Raw genomic sequence first — 15,239 nt, 5'->3', positions numbered from 1 at the left:
GGTCAGCCGTTGGTCGGCCCGCCGAGAACGGGCTGGGAGTCCTGCAGCGCGATCGCGACGAGCAGCTCGACGAGGTCGTTGATCGAGCGCAGGCTGCGCCCGGTGCGCTCCTGGATCCGGCGCATCCGGTATTGGGCGGTGTTGGGATGGATCTGCAGCTGCTCGGCCGCGGCCCGCAGGTTGAGGTCGGCGGCGGCGAACGCCCTGATCGTGGCGGTCAGCACGCCGCCCCGCGCCCGGTCCTCCGCGAGCAGCGAGGTGATGCGCGGGTCCACGAGATTCCTGGCGGTGTCGTCGGCCTTCAGCGCCAGATACTGGAACGGCGTGATCCGCGGCAGCGCGGCCAGCCCGCCCTCCTCCGGCACGAAGTCCAGCACGGCCCTGGCCTCCTGGTAGGCCTGCGGGATCTGCGCGGCGCCCGCGGCCACGGTGCTGACGCCCATGGCCAGCCTGATCCCCTCGCCCGCCAGGCTCTCCAGCACCGCCTGCAGCCGGTCGCACAGCTCGCCGGGCCCGGTGCCGAGCTCGGAGCCGGGTCTCAGCACGGGGATGGCCACGATCTCCGACTGGCGGACGACCGACAGCGTACGCGTGCCGTTGCCGCCGGTCCTGGCGATCGCCGCGCAGGCCGCGTGGCGGGCGTCGGCGCCCTGGTCGGGGCCGGTGGTCACGGCGGCGGGCGAGCCGATGAGCATGGCGATCACCACGAGCAGCGGGGTGCGGGCGTCGGGCCCGAGGCCGTGCGACTGCGCCGCGGCCAGCTCCCTGCCGCGCGTCGGCATGACCCCCGCGAGCAGGGTTTCCAGCAGGTCGCGGCTCTCGCGCACCGCCTCGGCGGCGGCGTACTGCTGGAACTCCATGTACGCGTTCGCCGCGTGCGTGCTGGCGAAGTCGCAGTAACGCATCAGCGGGGCCGCGAGCGTGAGAGCGGCCTCGCGCCCGGCGAAGGCGGGTCCGGCCCGCTCGACCACCGACTCCCAGAACACCTGCTGCCCGACCCTGAACGCGTTGATGTAGTCGGCCAGCGCGACCCCGGCCCTGGCCCGGCGCATGGCCGCCCGCCGGGTGAAGGAGATGTCCTCGAAGGTCACCGTGCGCTCCTCCAGCAGCACGGCCAGCTTGGCGCGGTAGTGCTTGATCACCTGGTCCCGTACGTCGGCCTGGAAGTCAGGCCCTCTGGCCGCGTAGGCGGGGATCTCCTCGCGCATCGTCGCCACCGCGGCGTCGGCCAGCCCCTGCAGATCGCCGAGCAACTCGGACAGGATGCGGGTGCGTTGCGCGCGGACGGCTTCCACGGTGCTCGAACCAGTGGACATGCCGGGATGATCCATGGCTTGTGCCGGGCGGTCAACGGGTCGTAACCGGTCCGAGACCCTCGCTGTGCTCAGAGGACAACTTGCCGGAAACATCTTGGGTCACCGTGCCCAATGCGGCCCTTCAGCGGCGGCTCCTACGCTGAGCCCAACGATAGAACATTATTCTCCAGGAGGCCGGATGCTGGAGGTGCACGATCTCACCGTCCAATTCGGCGGCATCACGGCGCTGGACGGCGTGGGCTTCGAGGTGGCGCGCGGCGAGATGGTGGGGCTCATCGGGCCGAACGGCGCCGGCAAGACCACCCTGTTCAACTGCATGACCCGGCGCTACGACGCCGGCTCCGGGACCATCGCGTACGAGGGCCGGGACCTGACCGCCGTCGCGCCGCACGCCATCGCGCAGCTCGGCATCGCGCGGACCTTCCAGAACCTGGGCCTGTTCCCGCGCCTGTCCGTGCGCGACAACGTGCTCGTCGGCGCGCACCACCGGGGCCGCGCCGGCTTCCTGTCCGCCGGGCTGCGCCTGCCGGGCGTCCGCCGCGAGGAGCGCGCGTTGCGCGCCGACGCCGACGGGGTCCTGGAGCGGCTGGGCCTGACCGGGGTCGCCGACCATCCCGCAACCGGGCTGCCGTTCGGCACGCTCAAACGGGTCGAGCTGGCCCGCGCGCTCGTCGGCAAGCCCCGGCTGCTGCTGCTCGACGAGCCCGTGAACGGGCTGAACGCGGCCGAGGTCGAGGAGTTCGCGGGCACGCTGGGCGCGATCCGCACCGAGTACGACCTGACCGTGATCGTGGTCGAGCACCACATGGGGTTCGTCATGGGGATCTGCGAGCGGATCGTGTGCCTGGACTTCGGCCGCAAGATCGCCGAAGGCTCGCCGGCCGAGGTGCAGAGAGACCCCGGCGTCATCGAGGCCTACCTGGGGACCGCCGTGAACGAGCGCAGCGAGCGAACAATTGGACACAGCAGCGTTTCACTCATACGCCCGACGGAGGAGGGCGTATGAGCGAGCTTGTGGTCGAGGACCTGGTGGCCGGGTACGGCGACGCCCGCGTGCTGCACGGCGTCCGCCTGACCGTCCGCGAGGGAGAGATCTGCGCCATCCTCGGGCCCAACGGCGCGGGCAAGACGACGCTGCTGCGGGCCCTGTCCGGCATGGTCAAGGCGCGTGGCACGGTCCGGCTGGGCGGCGCCGACCTGATCGGCCGCCCGCCCGACGCGCTCGCCAGGCAGGGCGTCGCGCACGTGCCCGAGGGGCGCGGCACGTTCATGCCGCTCACCGTCGAGGAGAACCTGCGGCTCGGCGCGTTCGTCCGGCGCGGCAAGGCGGAGGTGGAGGCCGACCTGGAGCGGATCCACGCGTACTTCCCGGCGCTGAAGACCCGGCTCAAGCAGACCGCGGGCAGTCTCAGTGGCGGCGAGCAGCAGATGCTGGCCATCGGCCGGGCCCTCATGCTGCGCCCCCGGCTGCTCCTGCTCGACGAGCCCTCATTGGGCCTGGCGCCGCTGGTCACCCGGGAGCTCTTCCGCATCGTCCAGGCCATCAACGCAGAGGAGCGGACCACCGTGGTCGTCGTCGAGCAGAACGCCCATCTCGCCCTCGGCATCGCCCAGCAGGCGCACGTCCTGGAGACCGGGCGGATCGTCCTGTCGGGCACCGCCGAGGAGATCAGGGCCGACGAGCAGGTCGCGCAGTCCTACCTCGGATACCGGGTGTAGACATGGCCGGCTTCCTGCAGCAGATCATCGAAGGGCTCGGCGCGGGCGCCATCTACGCCAGCCTGGCGCTGGCCCTGGTGCTCATCTACCAGTTCACCGGGATCGTCAACTTCGCCCAGGGCGAGCTGGCCATGTTCTCCACCTACGTCGCCTGGCAGTGCGTGGCCGCCGGGCTGCCGTTCTGGCTGGCGCTGGCGCTCACGCTGGTGGTGTCGTTCGCGGGCGGCATGCTCATCGAACGGGTGATCATCCGGCCGGTCGAGGGCGCGCCCGAGCTGACGCTGGTGATCGTCACCGTGGGGCTGTTCATCTTCGTCAACGCCGCCGCCGGGTGGATCTGGACCTTCCTCATCAAGGACTTCCCGAACCCGTTCCCCAGCGGCGCGCTGGAGGTGGGCGGGATCAGCGCGGGCTTCTCCACGATCGGCGTGATGGGCGTGGTGGCACTGGTCATGGGCCTGCTGTACGTGCTCTTCCAGCACACGAAGATCGGGCTGGGGATGCGCGCGGTGGCCACCAACCCCGAGTCCGCCCGGCTGGTCGGCATCCGGGTCGGCTGGACGCTCGCGCTCGGCTGGGGCCTGGCCGCCACGGTCGGCGCGGTGTCGGGGGTGCTGGTGGCCCCGCTGCTGTTCCTGGAGCCCAACATGATGGGCGGCGTCCTCATCTACGCCTTCGCGGCGGCCACGCTCGGCGGCTTCGACAGCCCGGTGGGCGCGGTCCTGGGCGGCCTGATCGTGGGCGTCGCCGAGACGCTCGCCGGGGCCTACGTCGGCTTCATCGGCTCCGATCTCAAGGTGGGAGTGCCGCTGGTGATCATCCTCGGCGTGCTGTTGCTGCGGCCTCAGGGGCTGTTCGGGCGAGCGGTGGTGGAGCGGGCATGAGCGGCTCCACGCGGGTGACCAGCCCCGCCGAGGTGGACGCCCCGCCCGCGCGGTCCCGGGCGCTGCCCGGCCGCTGGCGGTGGGGCGTGGCGGCCCTGGCGCTCGCCGCCGCCTGCTACGCGCCGTTCCAGCTCGTGCCCTTCCACGTCTTCCAGCTCACGATGGTGCTGATCTACGCGGTCGCGCTGCTCGGGCTCAACGTCCTCGTCGGGCACGCCGGTCAGATCTCGCTCGGCCACGGCGCGTTCTTCGCCATCGGCGCGTACGGGGCCGCCATCCTGCTCGACCGCTGGGACGTGCCGCACCTGCTGACGCTGCCCATCGCGGCCGGGGTGGCGTTCGTCATCGGGCTGGCGCTCGGGGTGCCCGCCATGCGGCTGCGCGGCCTCTACCTGGCACTCGTCACGCTGGCCATCGCGATCTTCCTGGTGCCGCTGCTCAAGCGGTTCGAGGGGGTGACCGGCGGCTCGATGGGGCTGACGCTGGCCAAGCCGGCGCCGCCCGCGTGGAGCGGCCTGGCCGAGGACCAGTGGCTGTACTTCCTCACCCTGGCCGTCGCCGTGGCCGCGTTCGCGGTGGCCGCGAGCCTGCTGCGCTCGCGCGTGGGCCGCGCGCTGCACGCCCTGCGGGACAACGAGGCCGCGGCGGAGGTCATGGGCGTGCGGCTGTCGTCGTACAAGACGCTGGCGTTCGCCTGGAGCGCGATGTTCGCCGGCGCGGCGGGCTGCCTCTACACGTGGGTGATCGGGTTCGTCTCGCCTGACTCGTTCACCGTCAACCTGTCGATCACCCTGCTGGCCGGCATCGTCGTCGGCGGGCTCGGCTCGCTGTTCGGGCCCCTGCTCGGGGGGCTGTTCGTGATGTTCGTGCCCAGCATCTCGCAGGACATCAACGACGCCGCGCCCGGCGTCATCTTCGGCCTGCTGATCATCGCGGTGATGTACGTGGCCCCGACGGGACTGGCGGGGCTGGCCGGGCGCTTGATCAGGAAGATTCCCCGGAAGGAGTAAGAGGGATGCGTTTATCCGCGATCGGCGCTGCGGCGCTGCTCTTGGCCGGCGTCGCCGCCTGCGGTGGTCGGGACGCCGGTGGCGGCACCGGCACGGCCGCGTCGGGCCAGTGCCAGGGACAGCAGACCACCGGCATCACCGACAAGACCATCAAGCTGGGCGGCATCTACCCGCTGTCCGGCCCCGCCTCCGCCTACGGTGACATCCCCAAGGGCATCAAGGCGTACTTCGACTACGTCAACGCCGAGAAGGGCGGCATCGGCGGGCGCAAGGTCGAGTTCGTCGTGCGCGACGACGGCTACCAGCCGCCGAAGGCCGTGGAGGAGGCGCGCCGGCTGGTCGAGCAGGAGCAGGTGTTCGCGCTGTTCCAGACGCTCGGCACGCCCTCGACCAGCGCCACCTGGGACTACGCGAACCAGCGCAAGGTGCCGCAGATCTTCGTCGCCACGGGCGCCTCCAAGTGGGGCACCGACACCGCGCACCCGTGGACGATCGGCTGGCAGCCCAACTACATCTCCGAGGCCCGCGTCTACGCCCAGTACCTCAAGACGGAGAAGCCCGACGCCAAGGTCGCCGTCCTCTACCAGAACGACGACTTCGGCAAGGACCTGCTCGGCGGGTTCAAGCGGGCCGCCGAGGGCACCAACATCAAGATCGTCGCCGAGCAGAGCTACGAGGTCTCCGACCCCAGCATCGATCCCCAGATGCGCAACCTCGCGGAGTCGAAGGCGGATGTGTTCCTGAACATCACCACGCCCAAGTTCGGCTCGCAGGCGCTGGCCGCCGACGCCAAGAACACCGGCTGGAACCCGGTGCACATCATCAACAACGTCGCCGCCTCGATCACCGTGCTCAAGCCCGTGGGCTTCGAGAACGTCCAGGGCATCGTGTCCAGCTCGTACTACAAGGACCCGAACGACCCGACGTGGCAGAGCGATCCCGAGATGACGTTGTACCGGCAGAAGATGCAGCAGTACGCGCCCGGCGCCGACCCGAACATCCCGTACCACACCTTCGGCTGGGCGGTCGCGAGCAGCTTCCACAAGGCCATGGAGGCGGCCAAGTGCCCGACCAGGGAGGGGCTGCGTGACTCCGTACGCGATCTCAAGGGCGTCCAGGTGGACATGCTGCTGCCCGGCGTGACGCTGAACACCGCGCAGGGAGACGGGTTCCCGATCGAGTCGATGCAGCTCATGAAGTTCAAGGGCGAGCGATGGGAGCTGTTCGGCTCGGTGATCGACACCCGCAAGGAGTTCGGCCCGCTGACGGGCTGAGCCCCCGTCCGGGTCAGGGAGCTCGGTTCAGGGGTTGACCGTCCCGGCTCTGACCAGCCAGTCCACCGCCTCCGATATGGCCTCCAGCGAGGTGTAGCGGGGGCGGTGGCCGAGCAGCCGCTCAGCCTTCTCCATGCTGCAGTGCGGGCTGTGCGCGATGTGGTCGTAGGTGACCCGGGCGTCCTCCTCGGACACCGTGTCCCGCCACTGCTCCCACGGCAGGTAGGTCAGCCGCGCCTCCCGCCCGAACCAGCCCGCCACCGCCTCGGCGTAACCGCGCAGCGTGAGGGCGGTGGTGGCGACGGAGTGGAAGCTCTCGCCGACGGCGGCGGACGGGTTGTTCACGGCGTCCATGAACAGCCTGGCCACGTCGTCGGCGTGCACGTGCTGGACGGTCTCCATGCCCAGGTTCGGCAGCGCCACCTCGGTGCCCTCCGCCAGGGCCTGGTAGACGGCGGGGTTGATGTTGCCCGCCGGGTTGACCGGCACCCAGCCTGGCCCGGTGATGTGCCCAGGGTGGATGATCGTGGCGGGGAGCCCGTCGCGGTGCGCCCGGTCGAGCAGGAAGGTCTCGATGGCCGCCTTCTGGCGTCCGTACTCGCCGATGGGCCTGCGCGGGCGATCCTCGGTCGTCGGCACGCGGGCGCTCGGCCCGTGCACCCAGATCGTGCCGCAGTGCAGGAGCTGCCTGACCCGCCCGGCCAGCGCGGCGGCCAGGTCGCGGGCGCTGGACTCCTTGAAGCAGATCAGGTCGATGACGACGTCGGCCTCCAGGTCCGCGATGCGCCGCCCGAACGTGCCGTCGGCCTCCTCCGCCTCCCGGTCCGCGCTGACTCCGGTGACGCGCTGCCAGGCGCCGTGAGGGCTGTAGGGGTCGCGCTTGCCCCTGCTCACGGCGACCACGTCGTGGCCCGCGTCCACGAGCCGGGGAACCAGGTAGGTGCCGATATGACCGCTGGCGCCAATCACCACTACTCGCATGGGCCCAGCGTAAGCCCGGCCGCTGGCATCCAGAGGGACCCGATACGCTCCTAAACGTCCGATTTTGGAGGTCAGGAGCTTGTCCGGGGTTGTTGCGGCGTTCGTCGCGCTGGTGTCCGTGGCCGTGCTCGGATACCTCGTCGGCGTGGGCGGGCTGCTGCGGGCCAGCGACGAGCTGGTGCTGTCGCGGCTGGCGTTCTTCGTCGCGACTCCCGCGCTGATGTTCACCACCGTGTCCAAGGCGGACCTGGACTCGATCTTCTCGCCGGTGCTGCTGACCGAGGTCGTCGCCGTGGCCGTGGTCCAGCTCGTGTACGTCTTCGTGGCGAGGCTGGTCTGGCGGCGGGACCGGCGCGAGGCCACGATCGGCGCGCTGGCCGCGTCGTACGTCAACGCGGGCAACCTCGGCGTGCCCATCTCGATCTACGTGCTCGGCGACGGCGCCCTGGTCGCGCCCATCCTGCTCTTCCAGCTCATCGTGATCACCCCGATCTCGTTCCTGATCCTCGACAAGGGAGGCAGGTCGGTGCGGGCCGCGCTGCTGCTGCCGGTGCGCAACCCGCTCACGGTCGCCTCGCTGCTCGGGCTCGCCTTCGCGCTGAGCGGGGTCTCCCTGCCGGTCATCGTCATGCGCCCGATCGAGCTGCTCGGCGGCGCGGCCGTCCCCGTCGCGCTGCTCGCCTACGGCCTCAGCCTGTACGGCTCCCAGCGCACGGCCACGCCCTCCGAGGAGAACGGGCTCGGCGGGGACGTCTACCTCGTCGTCGTGCTCAAGGCCGTCGTCCAGCCGGCGCTCGCGTACCTGATGGCCCGCTTCGGCCTCGGGCTCGACGGCAGCGCGCTGCTGGCCGCCACCTTGTTCGCGGCGCTGCCCACGGCGCAGAACATCTACGTGTACGCGGTGAACTACGACACCGGCCGGCGGCTGGCCCGCCGGGCGGTGCTGCTGACCACCGTACTGTCCATCCCGATCATGACCGGGATCGGCGCCGTGCTCGGCTGAGCCCGGCTTCAGGCGGCGCCCACGGCCACGCGTAGCGCGTCGCCCGGGTCCTCGCCGCGCCAGGCCACGTGCTGGTCGGGGCGGACCAGCGCCAGCGGCTCGCCGGGCAGGTCGACGACCTGGAACGGCACCCCCAGCTCGCGCGCCTGCGCCACCAGCGCGGCTGCCCCGGGCGAGCGCTGGTCCCCGACCAGGCTGAAACCCGGACCGAGCCGGTCATAGAGGGATTCGCCCGGTCCGAGCCACCGGTGCGGCAGCCGCTCGCCCGCGCCGGTGGAGACGATCGGCGAGCCCTCGTAGGTGTAGCCGAGCACCAGGTCGAGGCTGTGGAACTCGCTGTCCTTGGTCCTGAGCACGGCCTCCGCCACCGCCGGCCGCACGCGCTCGAACTCGGCCTCGTCCCCCATGAGCGCCGGGTCCGCCAGCTCGGGGGCGAGGGTGGCCATGTTCGCCGCGGCGGCCTCGATGGTGTCGGCGGCGATCGGGCGGCGCTCGGCCTCGTAGCTGGCCAGGAGGCCGGCCGGAGCCCACCCGTGCAGCACGGCGGCCAGCTTCCAGCCGATGTTGACGGCGTCGCCGACCCCGGTGTTGAAGCCGTGGCCGCCGAAGGGCGGGTTCTGGTGGGCCGCGTCACCGGCCAGGAACACGCGCTCGCTCGCGTACCGGTCGGCCAGCAGCATCCGCGCGCTCCACGGGTCGGTGGCCAGGATCTCCACCTCGACGCCGGCGCCCACCAGGTTGTGGATCAGGCCCACCGGGTCGGCGTCGTCGGCGCGCACGCCCATGGCGATGCACCACCAGGTCTCCTTGAGGTCGAGGCGGCCGACGATGCCGGGCTGGGCCGGGTTCAGCACCCAGTAGTGCACGGCCGGGCCGTGCGGCATGCGCTCGGCCAGCCCAGGAGCACGGAAGACGATGTTGAAGTTGGGCCTGGCGTCCTGGCGGCCCTCGTAGCGGGCGCCGATGGCCGCCCTGGTCACGCTGCGCGGGCCGTCGCAGCCGACGACGTACTGGGCGCGTACCTCGCGCTCCTCCCCGTCCGCCGAGACGATGCCGACCGTCACGCCGTCGGCGTCCTCGCGCAGCCCGGTCACCTGCCACCCGGTCAGCAGCGCGTCGCCCGCGGCCTCCCGCAGCACCTCTTCCACCAGCGGCTGGGGCGCCTGCTGGCCCGGCTCGGCGGCCAGGTCCGAGCCGGTCAGGTCGAGCCCGAAGCAGCCGCCGATCCTGGTGATCTCCCGCCCGAGCAGGCTGTTGACGAACACCGCCTGGTCCGACCAGGACACCGCCAGCGGCGCGCGGGCGCGTACCGTCTCCGCCAGCCCCCACCTGCGCAGCAACTCCATGGAGCGGGCGGAAGTCGTCTTGGCCCTGGGCCGCAGCCACGACACCGTCTCACGCGGCTCGACCACCAGGCTGCGCACGCCGTGATGCGCCAGCTCGACGGCTGTCGCCAGCCCGACGGGCCCGCCTCCGGCGATCAGTACGGGGACCGACTCGGGAACGGGCGCCGACTCGGGGACTCGCGCATCCATGGGCACATCCTCTTCATAGTGATGATCAGGGGCATGGTGCTCGCGGGGGACGGACCGCGTCAAGGCGGGGTGGGCCGTACCAGAAGGGCGTGACCTCATGGCTGGGACGCGCCGACACGACGATCAGGCAGCGGCTTTTTCCGGGGTGGTGCGTGCTAGCTTGGTGGCGTTGCAGTTCTGGTACCCACGACTTCGTGTGCGCCCGGCGGGCGCATTTTTGTTTTCGCCGGTCATTTCCGGACGGGTCATTGCGGCGACATGGAATCCATGCAGCGCGCCAATCAAAGGAGATCGGCATGGCGACCGGAACCGTGAAGTGGTTCAACAGTGAAAAGGGCTTCGGCTTCATCGCCCAGGACGACGGCGGCGCCGACGTCTTCGCCCACTTCTCCAACATCGCCGCCCAGGGCTACCGCGAGCTGCGGGAAGGTCAGAAGGTGAGCTTCGACATCACTCAAGGGCAAAAGGGACCTCAGGCGGAAAACATCGTTCCCATCCCCTGACGCGACGCGAGGCAAAGCCGGGGCCCGAATGGTCCCGGCTTTTGCATGTCGCTTGGGTTTCAGCACGGAGATCGCTCTAGAGGACGTCCCGGGGGGATTGTTACCGTTCTACGCACTATCCAGGAAGATCCAGGAGATTGCATGAGCGAGTCCTCGATGCCGCTGCAAATGCGGCGGGTGGAGTTCGATCCGGCGCCGGAGCTGGCGGCCGCGCGGGAAGAGGGGATCAAGCGCATCGTCAACGCGTTCGGCGATCCGGCCTGGCTGGTGACCCGCTACGCGCACGTGCGCGAGGTGCTGGGCGACGCCGAACGCTTCAAGATCGCCCCGCAGGGTCTCGCCCGGCTGCCCGGAGCGCCGGAGATGACCCCCGAGCAGCTCGCCAAGGTGATGGCGGGCAACCTGCTCGGCGTCGATCCCCCCGAGCACACGCGGCTGCGCAGGATGCTGACCCCCGAGTTCACCATCCGCCGCATGCGCCGGCTGGAGCCGCGGATCAAGGGCATCGTCGAGGACCACCTGGACGCCATGGAGGCCGCCGGCTCGCCCGCCGACCTGGTGTCGTCGTTCGCGTTGCCGATCCCGTCGCTGGTCATCTGCGAGCTGCTCGGCGTGCCGTACGAGGATCGCGAGGGGTTCCAGCACCGTACGAGCAGGATGCTGGACATGGCGGTGCCGGGCGACGAGCGGCTGATGCTGCAGTTCGAGGCGCGCGCCTACATGGAGAACCTGGTCACCCGCATCCAGGCCGACCCCGGTGAGGACCTGCTCGGCATGCTGGTGCGCGAGCACGGCGACGACCTGTCCACCGACGAGCTCGTGGGGATCGGCGGCCTGCTGCTGTTCGCCGGGCACGAGACCACCTCCAACATGCTCTCCCTGGGCACGCTCGCCCTGCTGCGCCACCCCGAGCAGCTCGAAGCGCTCAAGAAGGAGCCCGAGCGGATCGACGCCACGGTGGAGGAGCTGCTGCGCTACCTCAGCGTCGTGAACTCCGGCACCACCAAGGCCGCGACGACCCGGGTCGAGCTCGGCGGCCAGGTCATCGAGGCCGGCGAGCTGGTGGTCTGCGCACTGCCGACCGCGAACCGCGACCCGGAGCTCGTGGCCGACGCCGACACCTTCGACCTCCACCGGGGCACGCCCGGTCACGTCGCCTTCGGCCACGGGGTGCACCACTGCCTGGGGGCGCCGCTGGCGCGCATGGAGCTGCGCATCGCCTTCCCCGAGCTGCTCAAGCGCTTCCCCGGGCTGCGGCTGACGGACAACCCGGCCCAGTTCCGCTCCTCCCACATCATCTACGGGCTGAGCTCGCTGGAGGTCGCCTGGTAGCAGCCGCCGCCTGGGAGCCAGCCGCCGACGCGACCGGGCCGGAGCCACTGCGCCCTTGCGGAGCGAGGCACGCGCCGCCGGCGGGAAATTGTCGGCCGGGCCGGATAGCGTGCAAGCGTCATGCCTATCGACCTCGCGGCACACGAGCTCATCGGCAGGGAGCACCCCGCCGCGCTGCTGCGTGCCGAGATCTCCCGGGTGATCGGCAGCCACGGCGGCCTGGTGCTGGTCACCGGCGAGGCGGGCATCGGCAAGACCACGCTCGTCACCAGCGCCGCGGCGGAGGCCAGGCAGCAGGGCGCGCTGGTGGTCGGCGGCGCGTGCTGGGATTCCGGCAGCGCCCCTGGCTACTGGCCGTGGGTGCAGGTCCTCCGAGCCCTGCGGCGCGGCGTCGAGCCCGCCGAGTGGGCCACGGCCGAGAAGGCGGCGGGCAGCGGCCTGGCCGCCCTGCTCGGCGAGGCGCCGGCCGACGACGCCACGGCCGGCGGGCTGACCGTCCTGCTCGGCGACGCGCAGGCCGCCGAGCCCTCCGACGGCTTCCGGCTCTACGACGCGGTCACCTCCACCCTGGTCGCGCTGTCGCAGCGGCGCCCGGTGGTGGTCGTCATCGACGACCTGCACGCGGCCGACCCCGCCTCGCTGCGGCTGCTGGAGTTCGCGGCCAGGCAGACCTGGTTCGAGCGGCTGCTGCTGATCGGCACCTACCGCGACACCGAGGTCGAGCCCGTCGACCATCCCTTGCGCGACCTGCTGTCGCCGCTGGTCGCCAAGGCCACCACCATCACGCTCACCGGGCTCGACCAGGCAGGCGTCGGCGCCCTCATGACCCGCACCGCCGGCCACGAGCCACCCCCCGGCCTGGTCGCCGAGGTCCACCTGCGCACGGGCGGAAACCCGTTCTTCGTCGAGCAGACCGCCAGGCTCTGGCGCAGCGGCGGCTCGGCCAGCGCCGTCGCGCCCGGCGTCCGCGACGCACTGCTGCGGCGCCTGTCGCTGCTGCCCCGGCCGGTGTCCGAGCTGCTTCCCGTCGCGGCCGTCCTGGGCAGGGAGTTCCACCGCCAGGTGCTCGCGGCGACCATCGCACTCCCCGTCGCCCACGTCGATCGGCTGCTGGAGCTGGCCGTGGTGGCCAAGCTCGTGACGACCAGGGGCGGGGGCGTGTTCGCGTTCGCGCACGATCTGGTGCGCGAGACCCTCTACGACTCGCTCGACGACCCGCGCGACCTGCACGCCGCCGTCGTCGCCGCGGTGGAGCGCTCGCCCGGGCTCGCCGGCAAGGTGCTGCCGGGCGACCTGGCGCGGCACGCCCACGTCGCGGGCGACCGCGTGGATCGGGGCCGGGCGCTCGACCTCCTGCTCGCCGCCGCCCGTGACGCACGGGGCCGGCTGGCCGACGAGGAGCAGCTCGGCCACCTGCGCAGGGCGTACGACCTGAGTGCCGGCGTCGATCCGCGCAGACAGATCATGATCGCCCTCGATCTGGGCAGGGAGCTGCACCACCTCGGCGACCGCGACCTGGCCCGGCGGATCTTCGAGCGGGCCGTCAGCGGCGCGCGCGATCTCGACGACCCCCAGCTGACCGCCAGGCTCGCGCTCACCCTGCACGCCCACTACGGCCTGGCCGCTTCGCTCGACCAGCTCAGGGAGGCCCATGACCGGCTGGTCGGCGGCTCCGTGCCCGACGACCGTCTCGCGCTCGGTCTCGTCTTCCACCTCGTCGCGCTGGCCAGGCAGGGCGGCGACGACGACGCGCTGGCGTTCAGCCTGTGGACCCACCACGACATCATCTGGGGGCCGGGCACGGCGGGGGAGCGGGTGGCGCTCACCGGCGAGCTGATCGACGTGGCCCGGCGCACCGCCGATCCGGAGCTGGCGCACTTCGCCGCCGCGCTGCACTGGGTGGCCATGATCGAGCAGGGCGATCCCCGCTACCTCGACGACTTCCACCACTACGCCGCCCAGGGCCGGCGCAGCGAGCAGCCGCATCTGACCATGTCCACCTCCATCGACGCGAGCATCATCGCGACCCTCGCGGGCCGCTTCGCCGAGGCCGAGTCGCTGCTGTCCGGCCTGCACATCGACAGCCGCCACGACCACTACCGGTTCATGCTGGTGCACCACCGCTGGGCCCTGATGGCGTTGCAGGGCAGGCTGGACGCGCAGTCGGAGGCGCTCCACGAGCTCAGGGGCACCAGCCATCCGTGCCTGCCGGTGCTGGAGGCGCTGACCGCCCTGCAGACGGGCGACCTCGACACCGCGTTGCGCCGCCTCGCCGACGGGGAGCCGCGCGACCGCATGGCCCGGCCGTTGTGGCTGCGCTTCCTGGCGGAGATCGCCGCCGCCACGCACGACCCGGAGCTGTGCGCCAGGGCGCGGGCCGAGCTGACGCCGCATCGGGGGGAGTGGGTGGTGTCGCTGTTCGGCTGGGACGTCAGCGGGCCCTACGACCTGTGGCTGGCCATGGTGGACGCGGCGGAGGAGCGCTGGGCGGAGGCCGTCGAGGGCTTCACCGCCGCCGCCCGCTCGGCCGACCAGATGCAGGCCCGCCCGTGGGCGGTCGTGGCCAGGGCCCACCTGGCCGACGCCCTCCTCGCCAGGGACGCCTCGGGCGACGCGGCCGCCGCGGAGTCGCTGCTGGAAGGGGTGCGGCGCGAGGCGGGGGAGCTGGGCATGCCCCAGGTCCTCGACTCAGTACGCCCCGCCCGCCCAGAGCCCGCCGCATGGCACCAAGACGGGCTCGGCCCGGGTCGCCCAGAGCCGGCCGCGTGGCACCCGGGCGGGCTCGGCTCAGTACACCCCGCCCGGCCTGAGCCGGCCTGGCACCTGGACGGACACGGCCCGACCGGCTCGACGCGGGACACGCCTGCGGGCGGCCGGGACGCACCCAGGGGCAGCGACAGCCCAGGCCCCGGCGCCGCCGCAGAAGCCGCCACTAGCAGAGGCACCAAGAGAGGCAGTGACGGCGGCGGTGACAAAGACGGTGGGCCAGGCGGGGACAAAGGCAGTGGGCCAGGCGGGGACAGAAACAGTGGGCGAGGCGGGGACGGAGACAGTGGGCGAGTTGGCGCATCGCGTGGGGAGTTCAGGCAGGAGGGTGCGGTCTGGGCGTTGGCGTTCGCGGGGCGGGTCGCCCACCTGCCCGACGCCAAAGGACTGCGCGACCTGCACACCCTGCTGAGCCGCCCCGGCGACGACGTGCCCGCCGTGTTGCTGCTCGACCCGGAAGGCGGCCCGCTCGTCGTGGCGGCGGCCCGGATGGGCGGTGACGAGGTGCTCGACGAGGAGGCCAAGAGCCGCTACCGCCGCCGACTGGCCATGCTGGACGAGGAGATCGACCGGGCCGCTGAGCTGGGGGACGACCGGCGGGCGGCCGAGTTCGACGAGGAGCGGGCGGCGTTGCTGGCGGAGTTGCGGGCCGCGGCGGGGCTCGGGGGCCGTACCCGCCGGCTGGGCGACGAGGCGGAGCGAGCTCGCAAGACCGTCACCGCCAGGATCCGCGACGTGCTGCGCAAGCTCGACCGAGCCCACCCGGAGCTGGCCGCCCACCTGCGCGCGTCAGTCTCGACCGGCGCCACCTGCCGCTACCAGCCAGACGACGCCAACCTCACCTGGCGCCTCTGACAGAGCACGCCGTCAATCCCAGTGGCCGGGCGGCCCGCCCCTTTCCTCGGCAGGAAAACGG

The 15,239-nt window shown here is 71.9% G+C and carries 12 protein-coding genes; 9 read left to right on the top strand and 3 right to left on the bottom strand.

Translation table 11 applies throughout. The features are described from left to right. Nucleotides 1-2 precede the first annotated feature (2 nt). The gene (locus ETD85_RS11130) at nucleotides 3-1,316 is read right to left on the bottom strand and encodes a PucR family transcriptional regulator (protein WP_138689570.1); all 1,314 of its coding nucleotides are present in this window, start codon (nucleotides 1,314-1,316) and stop codon (nucleotides 3-5) included. Between the two features lie 178 nt (nucleotides 1,317-1,494). Here ETD85_RS11130 and ETD85_RS11125 point away from each other — a divergent pair, with 178 nt between their 5' ends. From ETD85_RS11125 to ETD85_RS11105, 5 genes are read left to right on the top strand one after another with little or no spacing between them, the layout of a single operon-like run. Beyond that, nucleotides 1,495-2,322, top strand: a complete 828-nt coding sequence (locus ETD85_RS11125; RefSeq protein ID WP_138689569.1) for an ABC transporter ATP-binding protein — start codon at nucleotides 1,495-1,497, stop codon at nucleotides 2,320-2,322. After that, a complete protein-coding gene (locus ETD85_RS11120) occupies nucleotides 2,319-3,035 on the top strand; it encodes an ABC transporter ATP-binding protein (RefSeq protein WP_138689568.1) in 717 nt (238 codons plus the stop codon). The genes ETD85_RS11125 and ETD85_RS11120 overlap by 4 nt, the downstream gene beginning before the upstream one ends. Before the next feature lie 2 nt (nucleotides 3,036-3,037). Then, nucleotides 3,038-3,919, top strand: a complete 882-nt coding sequence (locus ETD85_RS11115; protein WP_138689567.1) for a branched-chain amino acid ABC transporter permease — start codon at nucleotides 3,038-3,040, stop codon at nucleotides 3,917-3,919. Continuing rightward, nucleotides 3,916-4,929 (top strand): branched-chain amino acid ABC transporter permease, encoded by a 1,014-nt coding sequence (locus ETD85_RS11110; RefSeq protein ID WP_138689566.1) that lies wholly within the window; start codon nucleotides 3,916-3,918, stop codon nucleotides 4,927-4,929. The genes ETD85_RS11115 and ETD85_RS11110 overlap by 4 nt, the downstream gene beginning before the upstream one ends. A gap of 5 nt (nucleotides 4,930-4,934) precedes the next feature. Then, on the top strand, nucleotides 4,935-6,203 hold the full coding sequence (locus tag ETD85_RS11105; RefSeq protein ID WP_138689565.1) for an ABC transporter substrate-binding protein: 1,269 nt from the start codon (nucleotides 4,935-4,937) through the stop codon (nucleotides 6,201-6,203). 27 nt (nucleotides 6,204-6,230) lie between these two features. On the opposite strand, the gene ETD85_RS11100 is transcribed toward ETD85_RS11105, so the two are convergent. Further along, nucleotides 6,231-7,184, bottom strand: coding sequence for an NAD-dependent epimerase/dehydratase family protein (locus tag ETD85_RS11100; RefSeq protein WP_138689564.1), 954 nt, complete (start codon nucleotides 7,182-7,184; stop codon nucleotides 6,231-6,233). A gap of 79 nt (nucleotides 7,185-7,263) precedes the next feature. Here ETD85_RS11100 and ETD85_RS11095 point away from each other — a divergent pair, with 79 nt between their 5' ends. Continuing rightward, nucleotides 7,264-8,187 carry an AEC family transporter gene (locus tag ETD85_RS11095; protein ID WP_138689563.1) on the top strand — a complete coding sequence of 308 codons (924 nt, stop codon included), beginning with the start codon at nucleotides 7,264-7,266 and terminating at the stop codon, nucleotides 8,185-8,187. 8 nt (nucleotides 8,188-8,195) lie between these two features. Here the strand turns inward: ETD85_RS11095 and ETD85_RS11090 are convergent, their stop codons facing one another. Further along, on the bottom strand, nucleotides 8,196-9,722 hold the full coding sequence (locus ETD85_RS11090) for an FAD-dependent monooxygenase (RefSeq protein ID WP_138689562.1): 1,527 nt from the start codon (nucleotides 9,720-9,722) through the stop codon (nucleotides 8,196-8,198). Nucleotides 9,723-10,018: 296 nt separating this feature from the next. Between ETD85_RS11090 and ETD85_RS11085 the strand changes: the two genes are divergently transcribed. The 3 genes from ETD85_RS11085 (at nucleotide 10,019) to ETD85_RS11075 (ending at nucleotide 15,178) form a co-directional block, all read left to right on the top strand. Next, nucleotides 10,019-10,225 (top strand): cold-shock protein, encoded by a 207-nt coding sequence (locus tag ETD85_RS11085; protein WP_138689561.1) that lies wholly within the window; start codon nucleotides 10,019-10,021, stop codon nucleotides 10,223-10,225. Between the two features lie 141 nt (nucleotides 10,226-10,366). After that, nucleotides 10,367-11,557 carry a cytochrome P450 gene (locus tag ETD85_RS11080; RefSeq protein WP_138689560.1) on the top strand — a complete coding sequence of 397 codons (1,191 nt, stop codon included), beginning with the start codon at nucleotides 10,367-10,369 and terminating at the stop codon, nucleotides 11,555-11,557. Nucleotides 11,558-11,677: 120 nt separating this feature from the next. Then, nucleotides 11,678-15,178, top strand: coding sequence for an ATP-binding protein (locus tag ETD85_RS11075; protein ID WP_138689559.1), 3,501 nt, complete (start codon nucleotides 11,678-11,680; stop codon nucleotides 15,176-15,178). The last annotated feature ends 61 nt before the right edge of the window (nucleotides 15,179-15,239 follow it).

The organism is Nonomuraea zeae (genome assembly GCF_005889725.1).
GTDB classification, from domain to species: Bacteria; Actinomycetota; Actinomycetes; order Streptosporangiales; family Streptosporangiaceae; genus Nonomuraea; species Nonomuraea zeae.
The sequence above is the reverse complement of the archived record's forward strand: the minus strand, read 5'-3'. Positions and strand labels throughout refer to the sequence as shown.

Bases quoted from the DNA above. Each gene is read 5' to 3' on its own strand.
- ETD85_RS11100 (WP_138689564.1), bottom strand. From the start codon at position 7,184: ATGCGAGTAGTGGTGATTGGCGCCAGCGGTCATATCGGCACCTACCTG.
- ETD85_RS11115 (WP_138689567.1), top strand. From the start codon at position 3,038: ATGGCCGGCTTCCTGCAGCAGATCATCGAAGGGCTCGGCGCGGGCGCC.
- ETD85_RS11105 (WP_138689565.1), top strand. From the start codon at position 4,935: ATGCGTTTATCCGCGATCGGCGCTGCGGCGCTGCTCTTGGCCGGCGTC.
- ETD85_RS11110 (WP_138689566.1), top strand. From the start codon at position 3,916: ATGAGCGGCTCCACGCGGGTGACCAGCCCCGCCGAGGTGGACGCCCCG.
- ETD85_RS11075 (WP_138689559.1), top strand. From the start codon at position 11,678: ATGCCTATCGACCTCGCGGCACACGAGCTCATCGGCAGGGAGCACCCC.
- ETD85_RS11080 (WP_138689560.1), top strand. From the start codon at position 10,367: ATGAGCGAGTCCTCGATGCCGCTGCAAATGCGGCGGGTGGAGTTCGAT.
- ETD85_RS11085 (WP_138689561.1), top strand. From the start codon at position 10,019: ATGGCGACCGGAACCGTGAAGTGGTTCAACAGTGAAAAGGGCTTCGGC.
- ETD85_RS11125 (WP_138689569.1), top strand. From the start codon at position 1,495: ATGCTGGAGGTGCACGATCTCACCGTCCAATTCGGCGGCATCACGGCG.
- ETD85_RS11120 (WP_138689568.1), top strand. From the start codon at position 2,319: ATGAGCGAGCTTGTGGTCGAGGACCTGGTGGCCGGGTACGGCGACGCC.
- ETD85_RS11130 (WP_138689570.1), bottom strand. From the start codon at position 1,316: ATGTCCACTGGTTCGAGCACCGTGGAAGCCGTCCGCGCGCAACGCACC.
- ETD85_RS11090 (WP_138689562.1), bottom strand. From the start codon at position 9,722: ATGGATGCGCGAGTCCCCGAGTCGGCGCCCGTTCCCGAGTCGGTCCCC.